The sequence below is a fragment of the Rhizomicrobium sp. genome (assembly GCA_037200985.1).
In the GTDB taxonomy this organism is placed as follows: domain Bacteria; phylum Pseudomonadota; class Alphaproteobacteria; order Micropepsales; family Micropepsaceae; genus Rhizomicrobium.
In genome coordinates, this window is the sequence record JBBCGJ010000001.1 from 116,678 (window position 1) to 131,795 (window position 15,118).

The 15,118-nt window shown below is 67.8% G+C and carries 16 protein-coding genes and 1 pseudogene; 10 read left to right on the top strand and 7 right to left on the bottom strand.

The window, feature by feature from the left end; genetic code table 11:
* Nucleotides 1-19: 19 nt before the first annotated feature.
* The 7 genes from alr to WDN01_00630 all read left to right on the top strand — a co-directional run bounded on the left by alr (nt 20) and on the right by WDN01_00630 (nt 7,303).
* Complete coding sequence (gene alr / locus WDN01_00600; GenBank protein ID MEJ0024497.1) at nt 20-1,129, top strand: alanine racemase; 1,110 nt, start codon at nt 20-22, stop codon at nt 1,127-1,129.
* Nucleotides 1,126-1,899 (top strand): ABC transporter permease, encoded by a 774-nt coding sequence (locus tag WDN01_00605; GenBank protein ID MEJ0024498.1) that lies wholly within the window; start codon nt 1,126-1,128, stop codon nt 1,897-1,899. The genes alr and WDN01_00605 overlap by 4 nt, the downstream gene beginning before the upstream one ends.
* 6 nt (nt 1,900-1,905) lie before the next feature.
* Nucleotides 1,906-2,673 (top strand): ATP-binding cassette domain-containing protein, encoded by a 768-nt coding sequence (locus WDN01_00610; GenBank protein MEJ0024499.1) that lies wholly within the window; start codon nt 1,906-1,908, stop codon nt 2,671-2,673.
* Nucleotides 2,674-2,841: 168 nt separating this feature from the next.
* The gene (gene radA / locus WDN01_00615) at nt 2,842-4,236 is read left to right on the top strand and encodes a DNA repair protein RadA (protein MEJ0024500.1); all 1,395 of its coding nucleotides are present in this window, start codon (nt 2,842-2,844) and stop codon (nt 4,234-4,236) included.
* Nucleotides 4,233-4,928, top strand: a complete 696-nt coding sequence (locus tag WDN01_00620; GenBank protein MEJ0024501.1) for a CvpA family protein — start codon at nt 4,233-4,235, stop codon at nt 4,926-4,928. The genes radA and WDN01_00620 overlap by 4 nt, the downstream gene beginning before the upstream one ends.
* Nucleotides 4,925-6,394 (top strand): amidophosphoribosyltransferase, encoded by a 1,470-nt coding sequence (gene purF / locus WDN01_00625; protein MEJ0024502.1) that lies wholly within the window; start codon nt 4,925-4,927, stop codon nt 6,392-6,394. The genes WDN01_00620 and purF overlap by 4 nt, the downstream gene beginning before the upstream one ends.
* A 198-nt stretch (nt 6,395-6,592) precedes the next feature.
* The gene (locus WDN01_00630; GenBank protein ID MEJ0024503.1) at nt 6,593-7,303 is read left to right on the top strand and encodes an SDR family NAD(P)-dependent oxidoreductase; all 711 of its coding nucleotides are present in this window, start codon (nt 6,593-6,595) and stop codon (nt 7,301-7,303) included.
* On the opposite strand, the gene der is transcribed toward WDN01_00630, so the two are convergent.
* From der to panB, 4 genes are all read right to left on the bottom strand, one after another.
* On the bottom strand, nt 7,300-8,673 hold the full coding sequence (der, locus tag WDN01_00635) for a ribosome biogenesis GTPase Der (protein ID MEJ0024504.1): 1,374 nt from the start codon (nt 8,671-8,673) through the stop codon (nt 7,300-7,302). The two genes, WDN01_00630 and der, sit on opposite strands and share 4 nt — an antisense overlap.
* Before the next feature lie 21 nt (nt 8,674-8,694).
* Nucleotides 8,695-10,098, bottom strand: coding sequence for a PQQ-binding-like beta-propeller repeat protein (locus WDN01_00640; protein ID MEJ0024505.1), 1,404 nt, complete (start codon nt 10,096-10,098; stop codon nt 8,695-8,697).
* Nucleotides 10,095-10,829: a tetratricopeptide repeat protein gene (locus WDN01_00645; protein MEJ0024506.1), complete on the bottom strand. Its 735-nt coding sequence runs from the start codon at nt 10,827-10,829 to the stop codon at nt 10,095-10,097. Before WDN01_00645 ends, WDN01_00640 begins: the two co-directional genes overlap by 4 nt.
* Before the next feature lie 134 nt (nt 10,830-10,963).
* Nucleotides 10,964-11,788, bottom strand: a complete 825-nt coding sequence (panB, locus tag WDN01_00650) for a 3-methyl-2-oxobutanoate hydroxymethyltransferase (protein ID MEJ0024507.1) — start codon at nt 11,786-11,788, stop codon at nt 10,964-10,966.
* 297 nt (nt 11,789-12,085) lie between these two features.
* On the opposite strand from panB, the gene WDN01_00655 reads away from it, so the two are divergent.
* From WDN01_00655 to WDN01_00665, 3 genes are read left to right on the top strand one after another with little or no spacing between them, the layout of a single operon-like run.
* Nucleotides 12,086-12,859 (top strand): hypothetical protein, encoded by a 774-nt coding sequence (locus WDN01_00655; protein MEJ0024508.1) that lies wholly within the window; start codon nt 12,086-12,088, stop codon nt 12,857-12,859.
* 10 nt (nt 12,860-12,869) lie between these two features.
* Nucleotides 12,870-13,094, top strand: a complete 225-nt coding sequence (locus WDN01_00660; GenBank protein MEJ0024509.1) for a hypothetical protein — start codon at nt 12,870-12,872, stop codon at nt 13,092-13,094.
* A gap of 58 nt (nt 13,095-13,152) precedes the next feature.
* Nucleotides 13,153-13,545, top strand: coding sequence for a VOC family protein (locus tag WDN01_00665; GenBank protein ID MEJ0024510.1), 393 nt, complete (start codon nt 13,153-13,155; stop codon nt 13,543-13,545).
* Nucleotides 13,546-13,601: 56 nt separating this feature from the next.
* Here the strand turns inward: WDN01_00665 and rplI are convergent, their stop codons facing one another.
* The 3 genes and pseudogenes from rplI to rpsF all read right to left on the bottom strand — a co-directional run bounded on the left by rplI (nt 13,602) and on the right by rpsF (nt 14,886).
* Nucleotides 13,602-14,192, bottom strand: a complete 591-nt coding sequence (gene rplI / locus WDN01_00670; protein MEJ0024511.1) for a 50S ribosomal protein L9 — start codon at nt 14,190-14,192, stop codon at nt 13,602-13,604.
* A gap of 11 nt (nt 14,193-14,203) precedes the next feature.
* Nucleotides 14,204-14,425, bottom strand: a pseudogene (rpsR, locus tag WDN01_00675) (30S ribosomal protein S18).
* Nucleotides 14,426-14,511: 86 nt separating this feature from the next.
* Entirely contained in the window at nt 14,512-14,886 is a 375-nt protein-coding gene (rpsF, locus tag WDN01_00680; protein MEJ0024512.1) for a 30S ribosomal protein S6, read from the bottom strand.
* Nucleotides 14,887-15,118 lie beyond the last annotated feature (232 nt).

Genomic DNA, 15,118 nt, shown 5'->3' on the forward strand with positions numbered 1-15,118 from the left:
CCCCGGCATTGTCCGGCCCATGAGCAATCCGGACTTCGAGGCGGCGCGCCTGACCGTGCGGTTGGACGCGATCGTGGCGAATTATCGCCTCTGCCAGCGGCTGGCCGGTCCCGCCGCCGTGGCGGGCGTGGTGAAGGCCGACGCCTATGGCATGGGCGCCGCACCGGTCACCCGGGTGCTGGCAGCCGCCGGCTGCGACACCTTTTTCGTGGCCCGCCTGGACGAGGGAATCGCCCTGCGCGCGGTCGTTCCGTCGGCCCGCATCTTCGTCCTCGATGGTGCCGCGCCCGATACGGTGCCGGCGCTGATCGGCCATCGCCTGACGCCGGTGCTCAATTCGCTGGCCGAGATCGCCGGCTGGCAGGCGGCGGCGCGCGAGACGCGCACCGTGCTCGAAGCCGCGATCCACATCGACACCGGCATGAACCGCCTGGGCCTTCCCGGAGACGAGCTTTCGGCGCTGTCGTCCGACTGGCGCCGGCGTCTCGAAGGCCTGCGCATCGTTCTTTGGGTCAGCCATCTCGCCTGCGCCGACGATCCCGAAGCGAAGATGAACCGCATCCAGCTCGACCGCTTCAAGACCGCGCTCGCCATGCTGCCGCCGGCGCCGGCGAGCCTGGCGTCCTCGGGCGGCGTCTTGCTCGGCAAGGACTACGCCTTCGACATGGTGCGGCCGGGCATCGGCCTCTATGGCGGCAATGTGCAGCACGCGCCGCAGAACCCGTTCGCCGTCGCCGCCGTCCTGAGCGCGCGGGTGCTCCAGATCCGCCGAATTGACAGGGGGGAGAGCGTTGGATACGGAGCCAGCTTCCGGGCGAAGCGGCCGACGGTGATCGCCACCGTGGCCTTGGGGTATGCGGACGGGGTGATGCGGGCCATCGGCAATCGCGGCGTTGCGGCCATCGCGGGCGTGCGGGCGCCGGTCGCCGGCCGTGTCTCGATGGACCTGGTGACGCTGGACGCGACCGACGTGCCGCTCGCCGCGCTGTCGACCGACGCGGAGGCCGAGTTCTTCGGCGACACGATCAGCCTCGAAGAGGTTGCCGGCGCCGCCGACACCGCGGCCTATGAAATTCTCACCGCGACCGCGCCGCGCGTGCCGCGCCGCTACACGGGGCAGGCGACATGAACATCTTCGCACCCATCGGCCGCGCCGTTCTCCTTCTCCTGGCGCAGATCGGCCGTCTCACCCTGTTCACCTGGTCGGCGGTCACCGGCATCTTCCGCCCGCCGATCTACTGGTGGCACATCCTCCAGCAGCTCCTGCGCATCGGCTATTTCTCGCTGCCCGTGGTGGGCCTCACCGCCTTCTTCACCGGCGGCGCGCTGGCGCTGCAGATTTTCCTCGGCGGCAACCGCTATGGCGCCGAATCCTTCGTGCCGCAGATCGTGGTGCTCGGCATCACGCGCGAGTTGGGGCCGATCATCGCCGGCCTGATGGTGGCCGGCCGCGTCGCCGCCGCGATCGCCGCCGAGATCGGCACCATGCGCGTGACCGAGCAGATCGACGCCCTGACCACGCTCGCCACCAACCCGATCAAATATCTCGTCGTGCCGCGGCTGATCGCGGCGGTGATCTCCATGCCGATCCTGGTCGCGGTCGCCGACATCATCGGCGTGATGGGCGGCTATGTCGTGGCGACTGAGACGCTCGGTTTCACCGGCGGCATCTATCTCAAGAACACCGTAGACTTCATGACCACGCAGGACGTGATGAGCGGGCTCTACAAGGCGGCGGTGTTCGGCTTCATCATCGCGCTGATGGGCTGCTACAACGGCTTCCATTCCAAGGGCGGCGCCCAGGGCGTCGGCGCGGCGACGACCAACGCGGTGGTGTCCGCCTCGATCCTGATCCTGGCCGCCAACTACATCCTCACCTCCATCCTGTTTCAGAAATAGTCCGCGATGACTCCCAAGATCGAACTGCGCGGCGTGAAGAAGAGGTTCGGACCCAAGGTGGTGCTGGACGGCGTCGACCTCGTGCTCGAGCCCGGCCAGTCGCTGGTGGTGATCGGCGGCTCGGGCACCGGCAAATCGGTGACGATCAAATGCGTGCTCGGCATCCTGACGCCCGATGCGGGGCAGATCTTCGTCGACGGCAAGGAGGTCACGCGCCTCTCCGGCCGGGCCCGCGACCGGATGCTGAAGAAGTTCGGCATGCTGTTCCAGGCCGCGGCGCTGTTCGACTCGCTGACCGTCTGGGAGAACGTCGCCTTCGGCCTGATCCAGGGCCGCGGCATGGCGCGCAAGCCGGCGCGCGACATCGCCATTCAAAAGCTCGCCAAGGTCGGCCTCGGGCCCGAGGTGGCGAACCTCTCGCCGGCCGAATTGTCGGGCGGCATGCAGAAGCGCGTCGGCCTCGCCCGCGCCATCGCCGCCGATCCGGAGATCATCTTCTTCGACGAGCCGACGACCGGCCTCGATCCCATCATGGCCGACGTGATCAACAACCTGATCGTCGACACGGTGAAGGACGTCGGGGCGACGACGCTGTCGATCACGCACGACATGGTGAGCGCGCGCAAGATCGCCGACAAGATCGCGATGCTCTACAAGGGCAAGATCATCTGGAACGGCCCGACCGCGCAGATCGACAGCAGCGGCAATCCTTACGTCGACCAGTTCATCCACGGCCGCGCGGAAGGGCCGATCAAGATGGAAGTGAAGGCCTGATGCTTTTCCTCCCCCGCGCTCGCGGGGGAGGTGGCACGCCGAAGCGCAGCGGAGGCGTGACGGAGGGGGCCCCCTCCGCCTCGCTGCGCTCGGCACCTCCCCCGCAACAGCGGGGGAGGAAAAGCAAAGCCTGAACGCCTCGCTTGACGCGCCTGCTATACTCGAATCATGGCCCGCTCATCCCCCTCCTTCGTCTGCCAGTCCTGCGGCGCCGTCCATTCCAAATGGTCGGGGCGCTGCGAGGCGTGCGGCGGGTGGAACACCATCACCGAGGAAGGCGCTCCCGTGCCCATCGGCGCCGGCGCCACCAAGCGCGTGCGCGGCCGCAAATTCGCGCTCGAGGACCTGAAGACCGAGGACGCCGCGCCGCCGCGCCGCGTCACCGGCATCGCCGAGTTCGACCGCGTCACCGGCGGCGGCATCGTGCCGGGCTCGGCGCTCTTGATCGGCGGCGATCCGGGCGTCGGCAAGTCCACGCTCATCCTCCAGGCGCTGGCCTCCTTCGCCGCGAAAGGCGGCAGCGCGGTCTATATCTCCGGCGAGGAGGCGATGGCGCAGGTCCGCCTGCGCGCCGCCCGCATGGGCGTCTCGCACGTGCCGGTCGCGCTCGGCGCCGCCACCAATATCGAGGACATCCTCGCCACGCTCGAATCCGGCAAGCGCCCCGACATCGTCGCCATCGATTCCATCCAGACGATCTGGACCGGCGCGCTGGAAGCTGCCCCCGGCACCATCGCGCAGGTGCGCACCGCGTCTTTCGATCTCGTCCGCTACGCCAAGGCCTCGGGCGCCGCCGTCATCCTGGTCGGCCATGTCACCAAGGACGGTCAGATCGCCGGCCCCAAGGCGGTCGAGCACCTGGTCGACGCGGTGCTCTATTTCGAGGGCGAGCGCGGGCATCATTTCCGGGTCCTGCGCGCGGTGAAGAACCGTTTCGGGCCGACCGACGAGATCGGCGTATTCGAGATGACCGGCAAGGGCCTCGCCGAGGTCGCCAATCCGTCGGCGCTGTTCTTAGGCGACCGCAATTCGACGTCGCCGGGCACGGCGGTGTTCGCGGGGCTGGAAGGCACGCGGCCCTTGCTGGTCGAGATCCAGGCGCTGGTCGCCGCCGCCGGCTATGGCAGCCCGCGCCGCGCCGTGGTCGGCTGGGACACCGGGCGCCTTGCGATGATCCTGGCGGTGCTCGACGCGCGGGGCGGCGTCGGCGTCAGCGCCTCGGACGTCTATCTGAACGTCGCCGGCGGCCTGAAAGTCGGCGAGCCGGCGGCCGATCTCGCCGCCGCCGCGGCGCTGATCTCGTCCCATGCCGGCCGGCCGCTGCCGCGCGAAACGGTATTTTTCGGCGAAATCAGCCTGTCGGGCGACGTCAGGACGGCGCCGCAATCCGAACTGCGCCTCAAGGAAGCCGCAAAGCTCGGGTTTTCTACCGCCGTGGTGCCGGCCGGCACCAAGCTCGAGGGCGCGGGCCTCGCCCTTCGCCCCGTGCGGGACGTTGCGGAGCTGATTGAGCTGGTTGGTACAGCGCCCGCATCCCCGCGCCGTGATAGAATGGGTGTATGAGTCTCGCCTTCTCCTTCGTCGATCTTCTGGTCGTGCTCGTGATCCTGGGATCGGCGGCCTATGCGGCCTGGCGCGGCTTCGTGTCGGAGACGCTCGGGATCGTCGCCTGGGCGGCCGCCGCCTTCGCCTCTCTCTATCTGGGGCCTTGGGTGGGGCGGCTGGCGCTGTCGCTGATCGCGACGGCCTGGATCGCGACCATCGTCGGCTATGCGATCGTCTTCGTCGCCATCTTCATTCCCATCCAGTTCGCGAGCCACCGCTTCTCCGAGGGCGTCAAGCGTTCGCCGGTCGGGCCGCTCGACCGCGTGCTGGGTGCGACCTTCGGCATCGTGCGCGGCCTCGCGATCCTCGGCATCGCCTATCTGGTGTTCACCGCCTTCGTGCCGATCCATTCCCAGCCGCGCTGGCTGACCGAGGCACGCTCGCTGCCGATGATCCAAAGTTCCGCCGAAGTGCTTCTCGCCCTGGTTCCCGACCGCGACCGCGCGTCGGTCACGCCCGTGGGAGAGCCGAAGCCCCGGAGCATCGACGATCTGCTGCGCACGCCGCCGCGCACCGTCCATCCGCCGGCCCATCCCGTGCCGAAACCGGACGGCCGGAAGAAGCACAAAAAGGGCTATGGCGCCCAGGACCGCCATGCGCTAGACCGACTTTTCGAGGCGACTGGCAGCAACGGTAGCGGCAACCGATGACCGGCCTTCCAAAAGGCGAAGCAGTTCAAGACGATAAGCTCCACGAAGAATGCGGCGTGTTCGGCGTGTTCGGCCACCCCGATTCCGGTGCGCTGACGGTTCTGGGCCTGCATGCGCTCCAGCATCGCGGCCAGGAGGCGGCGGGCATCGTCACCTATCATGACGGCCATTTCGTCTCGGAGCGGCATCCCGGTCTGGTCGGCGACATTTTCGGTGGCAAGAACGCGGCGCGCGCGCTCAATCTCAAAGGCTCCTTCGCCATCGGCCATAACCGCTATTCGACGGCGGGCGGTTCGGCGCCGCGCAACATCCAGCCGATGTTCGCCGACCTGACCGGCGGCGGCCTCGCGCTCGCGCATAACGGCAATCTCACCAATGCGCGCACGCTGCGCGCCGAGCTGGTGGGCGAGGGCCGCATCTTCCAGTCGACCTCCGACACCGAGGTCATCATCCATCTGGCGGCGCGCAGCCGCTACAAGCCGATCGTCGACCGGCTGATCGACGCCTTGAAGCAGGTCGAGGGCGCCTATTCGCTCGTCGCGCTGACGTCGAAGAAGCTGATCGGCGTGCGCGATCCCTGGGGCGTGCGCCCGCTGGTGCTGGGCAGGCTCGACCAGGCCTATATCCTGGCGTCGGAGACCTGCGCCCTGGACATCATCGGCGCCGAGCTGGTGCGCGACGTGGCGCCGGGCGAGATGATCGTCATCACCAAGGACGGCATCGAGAGCTATTATCCCTTCCAGAAGCAGCCGAACCGCTTCTGCGTGTTCGAATACATCTATTTCTCGCGGCCCGATTCGGTGGTCGAGGGCCGCAACGTCTACGAGCTGCGCAAGCGCACCGGGGCGGAACTGGCGCGGGAAGCGCCGGCCGGCGCCGACATGGTGATCCCGGTGCCCGATTCCTCCATTCCCGCGGCGATCGGCTACGCGGCGGAGGCCAAGCTGCCCTTCGAGCTCGGCATCATCCGCAACCATTATGTCGGGCGCACCTTCATCGAGCCGACCGACGGCATCCGCAATTTCGGCGTCAAGAAGAAGCACAATCCCAACCGTGCCACCCTTCAGGGCAAGCGCGTCGTGCTGATCGACGATTCCATCGTGCGCGGCACGACCTCCAAGAAGATCGTGCAGATGGTGCGCGACGCGGGCGCCGCCGAGGTGCATTTCCGCGTCGCCAGTCCGCCGACGGCGCATTCCTGTTTCTACGGCGTCGACACGCCGAACACCGCGGATCTCCTGGCGCACCAGATGGACGTGGAGGGCATGCGCCGGCTGATCGGCGCCGACAGCCTCGCCTTCATCACCATGGACGGGCTCTACCGCGCGATGGGCGAGGGCCGGCGCAACACCGCCGCGCCGCAATTCTGCGATGCGTGCTTCTCGGGCGCCTATCCGATCGAGCTGACCGACATCACCGGCGGCGCCGGCCGCGGGCAGCTCTCGCTGCTGGCCGACGTGGCTTAGAGACCTCCGCTGTCATCCCCGGCGGGCCGCGCGCAGCGTGGTGAGGGAAGGGGACCCAGGCGGTTCAACATTCGGAATGCCGGCATTTGATCACAGCTTGATTTTCAACAGCGCGTTGGTGTTTAGCACCTGGGTCCCTTTCCCCTCGCATCGCTTCGCGATGTTCGGCCGGGGATGACAGCAGTGGATCGAACGAACATGACCAAGCCTCTCGAAAACAAGATCGCCCTCGTCACCGGCGCCTCGCGCGGGATCGGGTATTTCGCGGCCCTGGCGCTGGCCAAGGCGGGCGCCCATGTCATCGCGCTCGCCCGCACCACCGGCGGGCTGGAGGACCTCGACGACGCGATCCAGAAGGCCGGCGGCTCGGCGACCCTGGTGCCGCTCAACCTGCGCGACTTCACCGCGCTCGACCGCCTCGGCCAGTCGATCCATGAGCGCTGGGGCCGGCTCGACGCCTTTCTCGCCAATGCCGGCACGCTCGGCGTGCTGACGCCGCTGTCGCATCTGGAGCCCAAAGTGTTCCAGGAACTGGTCGAGACGAACGTCATCGCCAATTGGCGGCTGATCCGCTCGCTCGATCCGCTCTTGCGCGCCTCCGATGCCGGGCGCGCGCTGTTCGTCTCCTCCGGCGCGGCGCGCAAGCACACGCCGTTCTGGGGCGGCTATGCGATGGCGAAGGCGGCGGTGGAATCGCTCGCGCTCACCTATGCCGCCGAATGCGCGACGACGAAGGTGAAAGTGAACCTGCTCAATCCCGGTGCGATGCGCACCGCGATGCGCGCCAAGGCGATGCCGGGCGAGGATCCCGATTCGCTGCCGCGGCCGGATGCGGTGGCGCCGCTCATCGTCGAACTCCTGTCGCCGTCGAACGCGAAGAACGGCGAGCTCGTGGCGTTCCGTGCCTAATCCTCCGCGTACGGATTCTTCCCGCCGCGCATCAGGAACCGCAGTGCCGTGCCTTTGAGGCCGAACCCCTCGCGCAACCCGTTGGTCAGGTAGCGGATGTAGTCCTCCGGCAGCGACTTCAGCTGGTTGCCGAAGAGGGCGAAGGTCGGCGGCCGCGCCTTGACCTGGGTCATGTAGCGGATGCGCACGCGGCGGCCGCTGATCGCCGGCGGGGCGTGGCGCTCCAGGGCCTTCTCCAGGAAGCGGTTCAGCGCCGAGGTGCTGATGCGCTTGGTCCAGGCGGTGTAGGATTCGATCACCGCCGGCACGATGCGGTCGAGGCCCTCGCCGGTGAGCGCCGAAATGCCGACCAGCGGCGCGCCGGTGAGCTGCGGCAGCGAATGGTCGAGGCGGTCGCGCAGATCGCCGACCGCGCCGGCGCGGTTCTCGATCAGGTCCCATTTGTTCGCCACGAAGACCACGGCGCGGCCCTCGCGCTCGATGAGATCGGCGATGGTGAGGTCCTGCTTCTCGAAGGCCTGGGTCGCGTCCAGGAGCACGATCACGCAATCGGCGAAGCGGATGGCGTCGAGCGTCGACGCCACCGACATCTCCTCCAGCGTGTGCCCGGCGGTGCGCGCCTTGCGCCGCAGTCCCGCCGTGTCGTGCAGCACGAAGTCGCGGCCGTCGGCGTGCCAGGCCGCGGCGATGGCGTCGCGGGTGATCCCGGCCTCGGGCCCGGTGAGCGTGCGCTCCTCGCCGAGAAGGCGGTTGAACAGGCTCGACTTGCCGACGTTGGGCCGGCCCACGATGGCAAGACGGATCGGCCGCGCCAGGGCTTCGTCGTCGGTCTCTTCGTCGGGCGCGTCTTCCTCGCCGTCCTCGGGATAGAGGGTGGGCGCGATATATTGCGACAGCGCTTCCTCCAGCGCGCCGAAGCCGAGCGTGTGCTCGGCGGAGACCGCGACCGGCTCGCCGAAGCCGAGGGCATAGGCCTCGTTGTAGCCGTCGTCGCTGGCGTGGCTCTCGCATTTGTTGGCGACCAGGATCACCGGCTTGCCGGATTTGCGCAGCGCCTGGGCGACGGCTTCGTCGCCGGTGGTCACGCCGGCCTTGGCGTCGATCACGAACAGCGTCGCGTCGGCGTCGGCGATCGCGGCCTGGCTCTGGGCGGTCATGCGCCCGGCCAGGGTCTCCGGCGCCTCGTCCTCGAAGCCGGCGGTGTCGATGACGCGGAAGGCGAGCGCGCCCAGCGACGCGTCGGCCTCGCGGCGGTCGCGCGTCACGCCCGGCGTGTCGTGCGTCAGCGCGAGCTTGCGGCCCACGAGCTTGTTGAACAGCGTCGACTTGCCGACATTCGGCCGGCCGATGATGGCGAGGGTGAAGGACATGGCGCCCTTGTAGCGCCCGCCCTAGCGCAATGCCACCAGTTGCGCGTCCGCGGTGTAGACATAGAGCGTGCCGTCGGCGACCACGGGCGAGATATAGGTTCCCGCGGGGATCGCCATCCGCCCGATGAGCTGGCCGGTATAGGGCGACAGCGCCGCCGCGACGCCGTTCGAGGACACCGCGATCAGCCGGTCGGAGACCAGCACGGGCCCGGCCCACACGATCGCGCCGTGCTTGTCCTCGGCATCCTCCCAGCGCTGGAGCTGGTGGATCCATTTCACCTTACCTTCCTTGCGGGTCAGGCAGATGATCTGCTCGTCGGTGGTCAGCACATAGACATAGTCGCCGGCGACCCAGGGCGTCTGGATGCCGCCGATGTCGCGCGACCACAGCCGGTCGCCGCTGTTCAGGCCGATCGCCGCCATGATGCCCGAATGGCTGATGGCGAAGACGATGTCGCGGTCGACCACGGGGCGCCCCGCGATGTCGTCGAGCTCCGACAGCGCGGTCGGCGCGCCGGAATGGGTCAGCATGTCGTTCCAGGCCGGGCGGCCGTTCTGCACCCTGAGGGCGTAGATCTCGCCGGAGGAGTAGGGCGCCATGACGTATTCGCCGGCCACCGCCGCGCTGGTGCTTTCCAGGATCGCGGCCGATTCCGAAATGCCCTGATGGTCCCACAGCCGGCGTCCTTCGGCCTGCGCCAGCGCGAAGAAATGGTTGTCGTAGGAGGAGACGAAGACGCGCCCGCCATTGGCCGTCGGCGCGTTGACGATCGGCACCGCGAGATCCTGCTTCCACAGCACCTTGCCGCTGCGCGCGTCCATCGCCACGACCTCGCCGAAGCCGCTGGTCGCGAAGACCTTGCCGTCGTCATAGGCGACGCCGCCGCCGAAGCCCTTGGACGGATCGACCTTGTTGCCGGCGCCGAAGATGCCCCACATGTTGAGCCAGTTGTAGTCGCGCTCGACCGGCGCGATGGAGCGGTCCCACAGGGGATTGCCGCTCTTGGCGTCGAAGGCGAAGACATGCGCCGCCGAATCGATGACATAGATGCGCCCGTTCGCAACGATAGGCGGCGCCGTCAGGCGCGACGAGGTGTCGGAGCCCTTGCCGGCGTCCTGCTGCCATTGCACGCGCAGCGGCCCCGGCGCATCGAGGTGATACATCGCGTTGGAGGCATAGCCGCCCGGCTCGGGCCAGTCCGCGTTCTTGTAGGGCGGCGGCAACACCACCGGCACCGTCTTGAGCGAATCGTCGATGCGCAGCGTCTCGTCGGCGGTCATGACCGAGATGCGCTCGCCGCGCAGCTTGGATTTCTTGCCGCCGGTGTCGAACCAGTTGCTCACCGTGTCCATGACCGTGCAGCTCGAGGCGAGCAGCGCGATCGCCAGGACGAGGGCGACGGTGCGGATATGTCTGGCGGTCATGGTTGAGGTGCACCGGTTGGCGGCGGCGCCGGGCCGCCGGCCGGCGGCGCGGCCGGCACGGGTTCGGGCACGGTGCCGAAGTTTCGCATGCCGCCTTCCTTGAGGAACGCCGCCATGGCGGCGGCGCGGCGGCGCATCGGCTCGGTGGCGTCCTTATCGTCGGCGATCGCCTGGAACTGCTTCTGCGCGGCGCCGATCTCGCCGGAATGATAGTCGGAGAAGGCCAGGATCTCCGCCGCCGCATGGCGCCAGGGATTGGCCGGATCGGTGAGGGGCGCCAGCAGGGTCGCAAGATCGTGCCGCGACATGGACTCGACGCTGGCCCAGCCGGCGCGGATCAGCGCCACGCCGCGCAGCGGGCCCGAATCCCCGGCGGCGACCGATTTGTAGATCTCCACGGCCTCGCCGCGGCGGCCGGCGCGCACCAGCGCGCCCGCTTCCGACAGGCGCGCCATTTCGGCATAGCCCCGGGGCGCATCCTTGGCGACGACGGCGAAGGCCGGGTTGGCGCGGGCGAAGTCGCCGCTTTCCGCGAGGTCCTGGGCCGCGATCAGGGTCTCGGACGCCTTCAGGCTCTGGTTCTGCTCGTAGCGCTGCCACAATTCGAAGCCGGCGATGGCGATGACGACCAGGGCCACGCCCGCGATCACATAGTCGCCGTACTGCTTCCAGAGCTGGGCGAAGCGTTCGCGGCGGACTTCCTCCTCGACTTCGCGGAAGATGTCGCTCACTGGGAAATCCTCGTTACGGGGGCGGCCGGCGGGCCGAAAAGGCCAAGATATTGACCGCGCGGGATGATTTAGCCGCTCGGCGCCGTGCGCGCAACTTGCCTGTTTTTCACCTCCCCGCATGCGGGAAGGCGCGGTCAGCCCGTCTTCTTCATCGTGTAGACGTTTTCCTTGCCGGGGAAGGACCGGTCGCGGACATCGGCGGCATAGGCCTTGACCGCCCGCTCGATCTCCGGCCCGAGATTGGCGTATTGGCGCACGAATTTCGGCGGGTTGGGGTTCAGCCCCAGCATGTCCTCCATTACCAGAATCTGGCCGTCGCAGCGCGGCGAGGCGCCGATGCCGATGGTGGGGATGGCGATCTGGCCGGTGATCTTGGCGGCGAGCGGCTCGGCCATGCCTTCGAGCACGATGGCGAAGGCGCCGGCTTCGGCAATGGCCTTGGCGTCGGCCTCGATCGCCGGCCATTCCGCCTCGGTGCGGCCCTGGGTCTTGAAGCCGCCGGTGACGTTGAACGCCTGGGGCGTCAGCCCGATATGGCCCATCACCGGAATGCCGCGCTCGGTCAGATAGCGCACGGTCTCGGCGAGACGGGTGCCGCCTTCCATCTTGATCGCGGTGCAGCCGGTTTCCTGCATCACGCGGGCGGCGTTGCGGAAGGCGATCTGCGGGCTCTCCTCATAGGAGCCGAACGGCATGTCCACGACGACGAGGGCGTGGCGGCTGCCGCGCATCACCGCCTTGCCGTGCGCGATCATCATGTCGAGGGTGACGCCGAGCGTGGTCTCCATGCCGTGCATCACCATGCCCAGGCTGTCGCCGACCAGCATGAGGTCGACGTGATCGTCGAGCAGGCGCGCCGTGTGGGCGTGGTAGCAGGTGAGGCAGACGACGGGCTTGGCGTTCTTGTGGGCGCGGATTTCCGGAACGGTGACGCGCTTGGTCTGGGCGACGACGGACATGGACGCGATTCCTCGATGGAAGGATGGGCTTTTCGGGAATGGGCCTGTCCACGACGCTGAGCGTCAGGTGGACGGCGGCGGTCCTTGACCGGTCGCGACGACTATAGCGGAAACCGGGTCGCGAGACGACGGCAATCTTGCCCGTCCGGGCAGTGCACCGGGCCGCGAGTTCCCCAACGCCGGACGTTTACCAGTTTCGCGGGATACCGATTGATGGACGCGATTACACGTTGCATGGCGCGCCCTCGTATAGGTTCGCCCCGATCCGCGAGGGCAAGGCGGGCAGAGGAATGCCTGTTGAACACATTTGTACTCGGACTTCTGGTCGTCATCGCACCGGCGATCCTGACCGCCCTGATCGTGCTCAGCGCCCGCCAGTTCCTGCATGAAAAGGTCCGCGAAGGGCACAACGACGTCCTGGTCCCGCTGTTCCTGACCGCGGGCACGATCTATGCGGTGATGCTCGGCTTCCTCGTGGTCGTGGTGTGGGAGGCCTATGGCGACGCGAAGGAGAATGTCGCGCTCGAAGCCTCGACGCTCACCACCATGTACCGCCAGACCAACGGCATGCCGGCGGACGAAATGAAGGCCATGCGCGAGCACATCCGCGGCTACACCGAGGCGGTGGTGAGCACCGAATGGGAGATCCAGGCCGCGACCGGCGGCGCGGCGCCGGAAGCCCGGCGCCAGATCGCGAACATCTACCGCGAATATGCGCACATGCCGCCCGACGTCGCGAACTCGTCGATCAACCGCGAATTCCTGTCGCAGTTCTCCCTCGTCACCGCGGCGCGCAACAAGCGCACGCTCCAGGCCGGCGAGGCCGTGCCGTGGGTGCTGTGGCTCGGGCTCATCGGCGGCGCGACGATCGTGGTGGCGATGAGCTGCATGCTCTACATGGATACGTGGTGGCCGCATGTCGTGACCTCGGCCGTGCTCACCCTCATGATCGGCATGCTGCTGTTCATCACCATCATCCTGAGCAAGCCGTTCCAGGGCGCGTTGGCGCTGGAGCCCGGACCATTCGAGCACTCGCTGTCGGTCTACAAAGCCGTCGACGGCGGAAATTAGGAACAGACCGATGCGCGTCAGCACTTTGCAGCACAAGGAGCCGAGCGACGTGGAGCTTGGCGTCGTCTATGCCAGCGTCGAAGGGGTGAATGACGCGTCGTACGACGAAGCGGTGCACGAATTGAAGGAGAAGGGCGCGAAGCTGGGCGCCACCGCGCTCATCGGCCTGCAACTGGTGCAGAGCCAGTTCCAGTGGAACCAGCGCACCAGCCTGATCGCCACCGCGATCAAGTAGCGCTTGCCGCGGCCGCGCGGCGGGTGCATGGACCGCCGTGCCCCAAGACGCGGATGTCATGCCCCATATCGCGCACGTCGCTCTCCTGGTTCGCGACTATGACGAGGCGCTGGCCTGGTTCACGGGCAAGCTCGATTTCGGGGTGCTGGAGGACACCGATCTGGGCGGCGGCAAGCGCTGGGTCCTTGTGGCGCCGAAGGGCGGCGGCGTCGCGTTGCTTCTGGCAAGGGCGGCGACGCCGGAGCAGGCGGCTTTCATCGGCAAGCAGGCCGGCGGGCGGGTCTTCCTGTTCCTGGAGACCGAGGATTTCGCGCGCGACCACGCAGCCTTCACGGCGCGGGGCGTGACATTCCTGGAAGCGCCGCGCCACGAACCCTACGCCACGGTGGCGGTGTTCGAGGATCTCTACGGCAACAAATGGGATTTGCTGCAGAGCGCGAAGCGGTCCTGAAACGAAAAGGGCGCGCCTCGGGGGCGCGCCCTTGGTTCGTTGACCGGTCGGGAGGATTACTCCGCTTCCGCGGCCTCTTCCTCGCCTTCCGGCTTGGGCGCGGCGCCTTCCTCGAAGAGCTCCTCGGCGGCGACTTTCGCTTCCTCGGCTTCGGTGCGCTCGGCGAGCACGTCCTCGCCGCGGGCCTGGCGCTCGGCCTCGTCCTCGCTGCGCGCGACGTTGATCGTCACCGAGACGCGGACTTCCGGGTGCAGGCGGACGCCGACCTTGAACAGGCCGATGGTCTTGATCGCGGTGTCGAGCGGCACCTGGGTGCGGTCGACGCTGACGCCGCCTTCCGAGATCGCGCTCGCGATGTCGCGGGTCGAGACCGAGCCGTAGAGCTGGCCGCGGTCGCCGGCCTGGCGGATCAGGACGAAGGTCTTGCCGTCGAGCTTCTTGCCCACGGCCTCGGCTTCCTTCTTCTGTTCAAGGTTGCGGGCCTCGAGCTGGGCCTTTTGGCCCTGGAAGAATTCCCGGTTGGTCTTGTTGGCGCGCAGCGCCTTCTTCTTCGGCAGCAGATAGTTGCGCGCGAAGCCGTCCTTGACGCGCACCTCGTCGCCCATCTGGCCGAGCTTCTCGACGCGTTCGAGCAGGATCACTTGCATCGTCGTCGCCCCTAGTTCAGCACATAGGGAAGCAGCGCCATGAACCGCGCCCGCTTGATGGCGTTGGCGAGGATGCGCTGCTTCTTGTTGGACACCGCCGTGATGCGCGACGGCACGATCTTGCCGCGCTCGGAGATGAAGCGCTGGAGCAGTTTCACGTCCTTGTAGTCGATCTTCGGCGCATTGGCGCCCGAGAACGGGCAGGTCTTCTTGCGGCGGAAGAAGGGACGGCGCTGTCCGCCCTCGCCGCCGCGCCCGCCGCCTTCGCGTCCGCCGCCCTCGCGGCCACCGCCGCCGGCACGATCACCACCATACGACATTATGCGGCCTCCTGCGTTTCGGCGCCTTCCGGCTTGCGCTCGCCCTCGGGGCGGTCATCGCGGCGGGCCTTGTTCGAGGAGACCTCGAACTGATCGACCTTCACGGTGATGTAGCGCAGCACGTCCTCGTTGATCTTGAGCTGGCGCTCGAGCTCGACGACGGCCTTGGACGGCGCGTTGATGTTGAGGAGCACGTAATGCCCCTTGCGGTTCTTCTTGATGCGATAGGCGAGCCCGCGCAGGCCCCAATATTCCTGCTTCTCGACCTTGCCGCCTTCGCCTTCGACGATGGTCTTGAGGTGGGTCGCCAGCGCGTCCACCTGCTGCGCGCTGATGTCCTGGCGCGCGATCAGGAGATGCTCGTAGAGAGCCATGTCCGTCCTTTCCTGGGCTTGCGGAACAGATCGGGGCGGACACCCGTCACTGCCTCGGATCGGCCGGAATACGCACCATGCGCACACCCGCCCCCATCTTCGATTTGAAAGAGGGCAGGTTCCGGCGACCGCAGCCGCTATGAAGGCGGGGCTTATAGGCGAAGGGGCGGGGGGAGGCAAGGGTGGTCGTCGAACGATCAGTATGGCGTTGAGTTCATCAACTAAGCGGCTT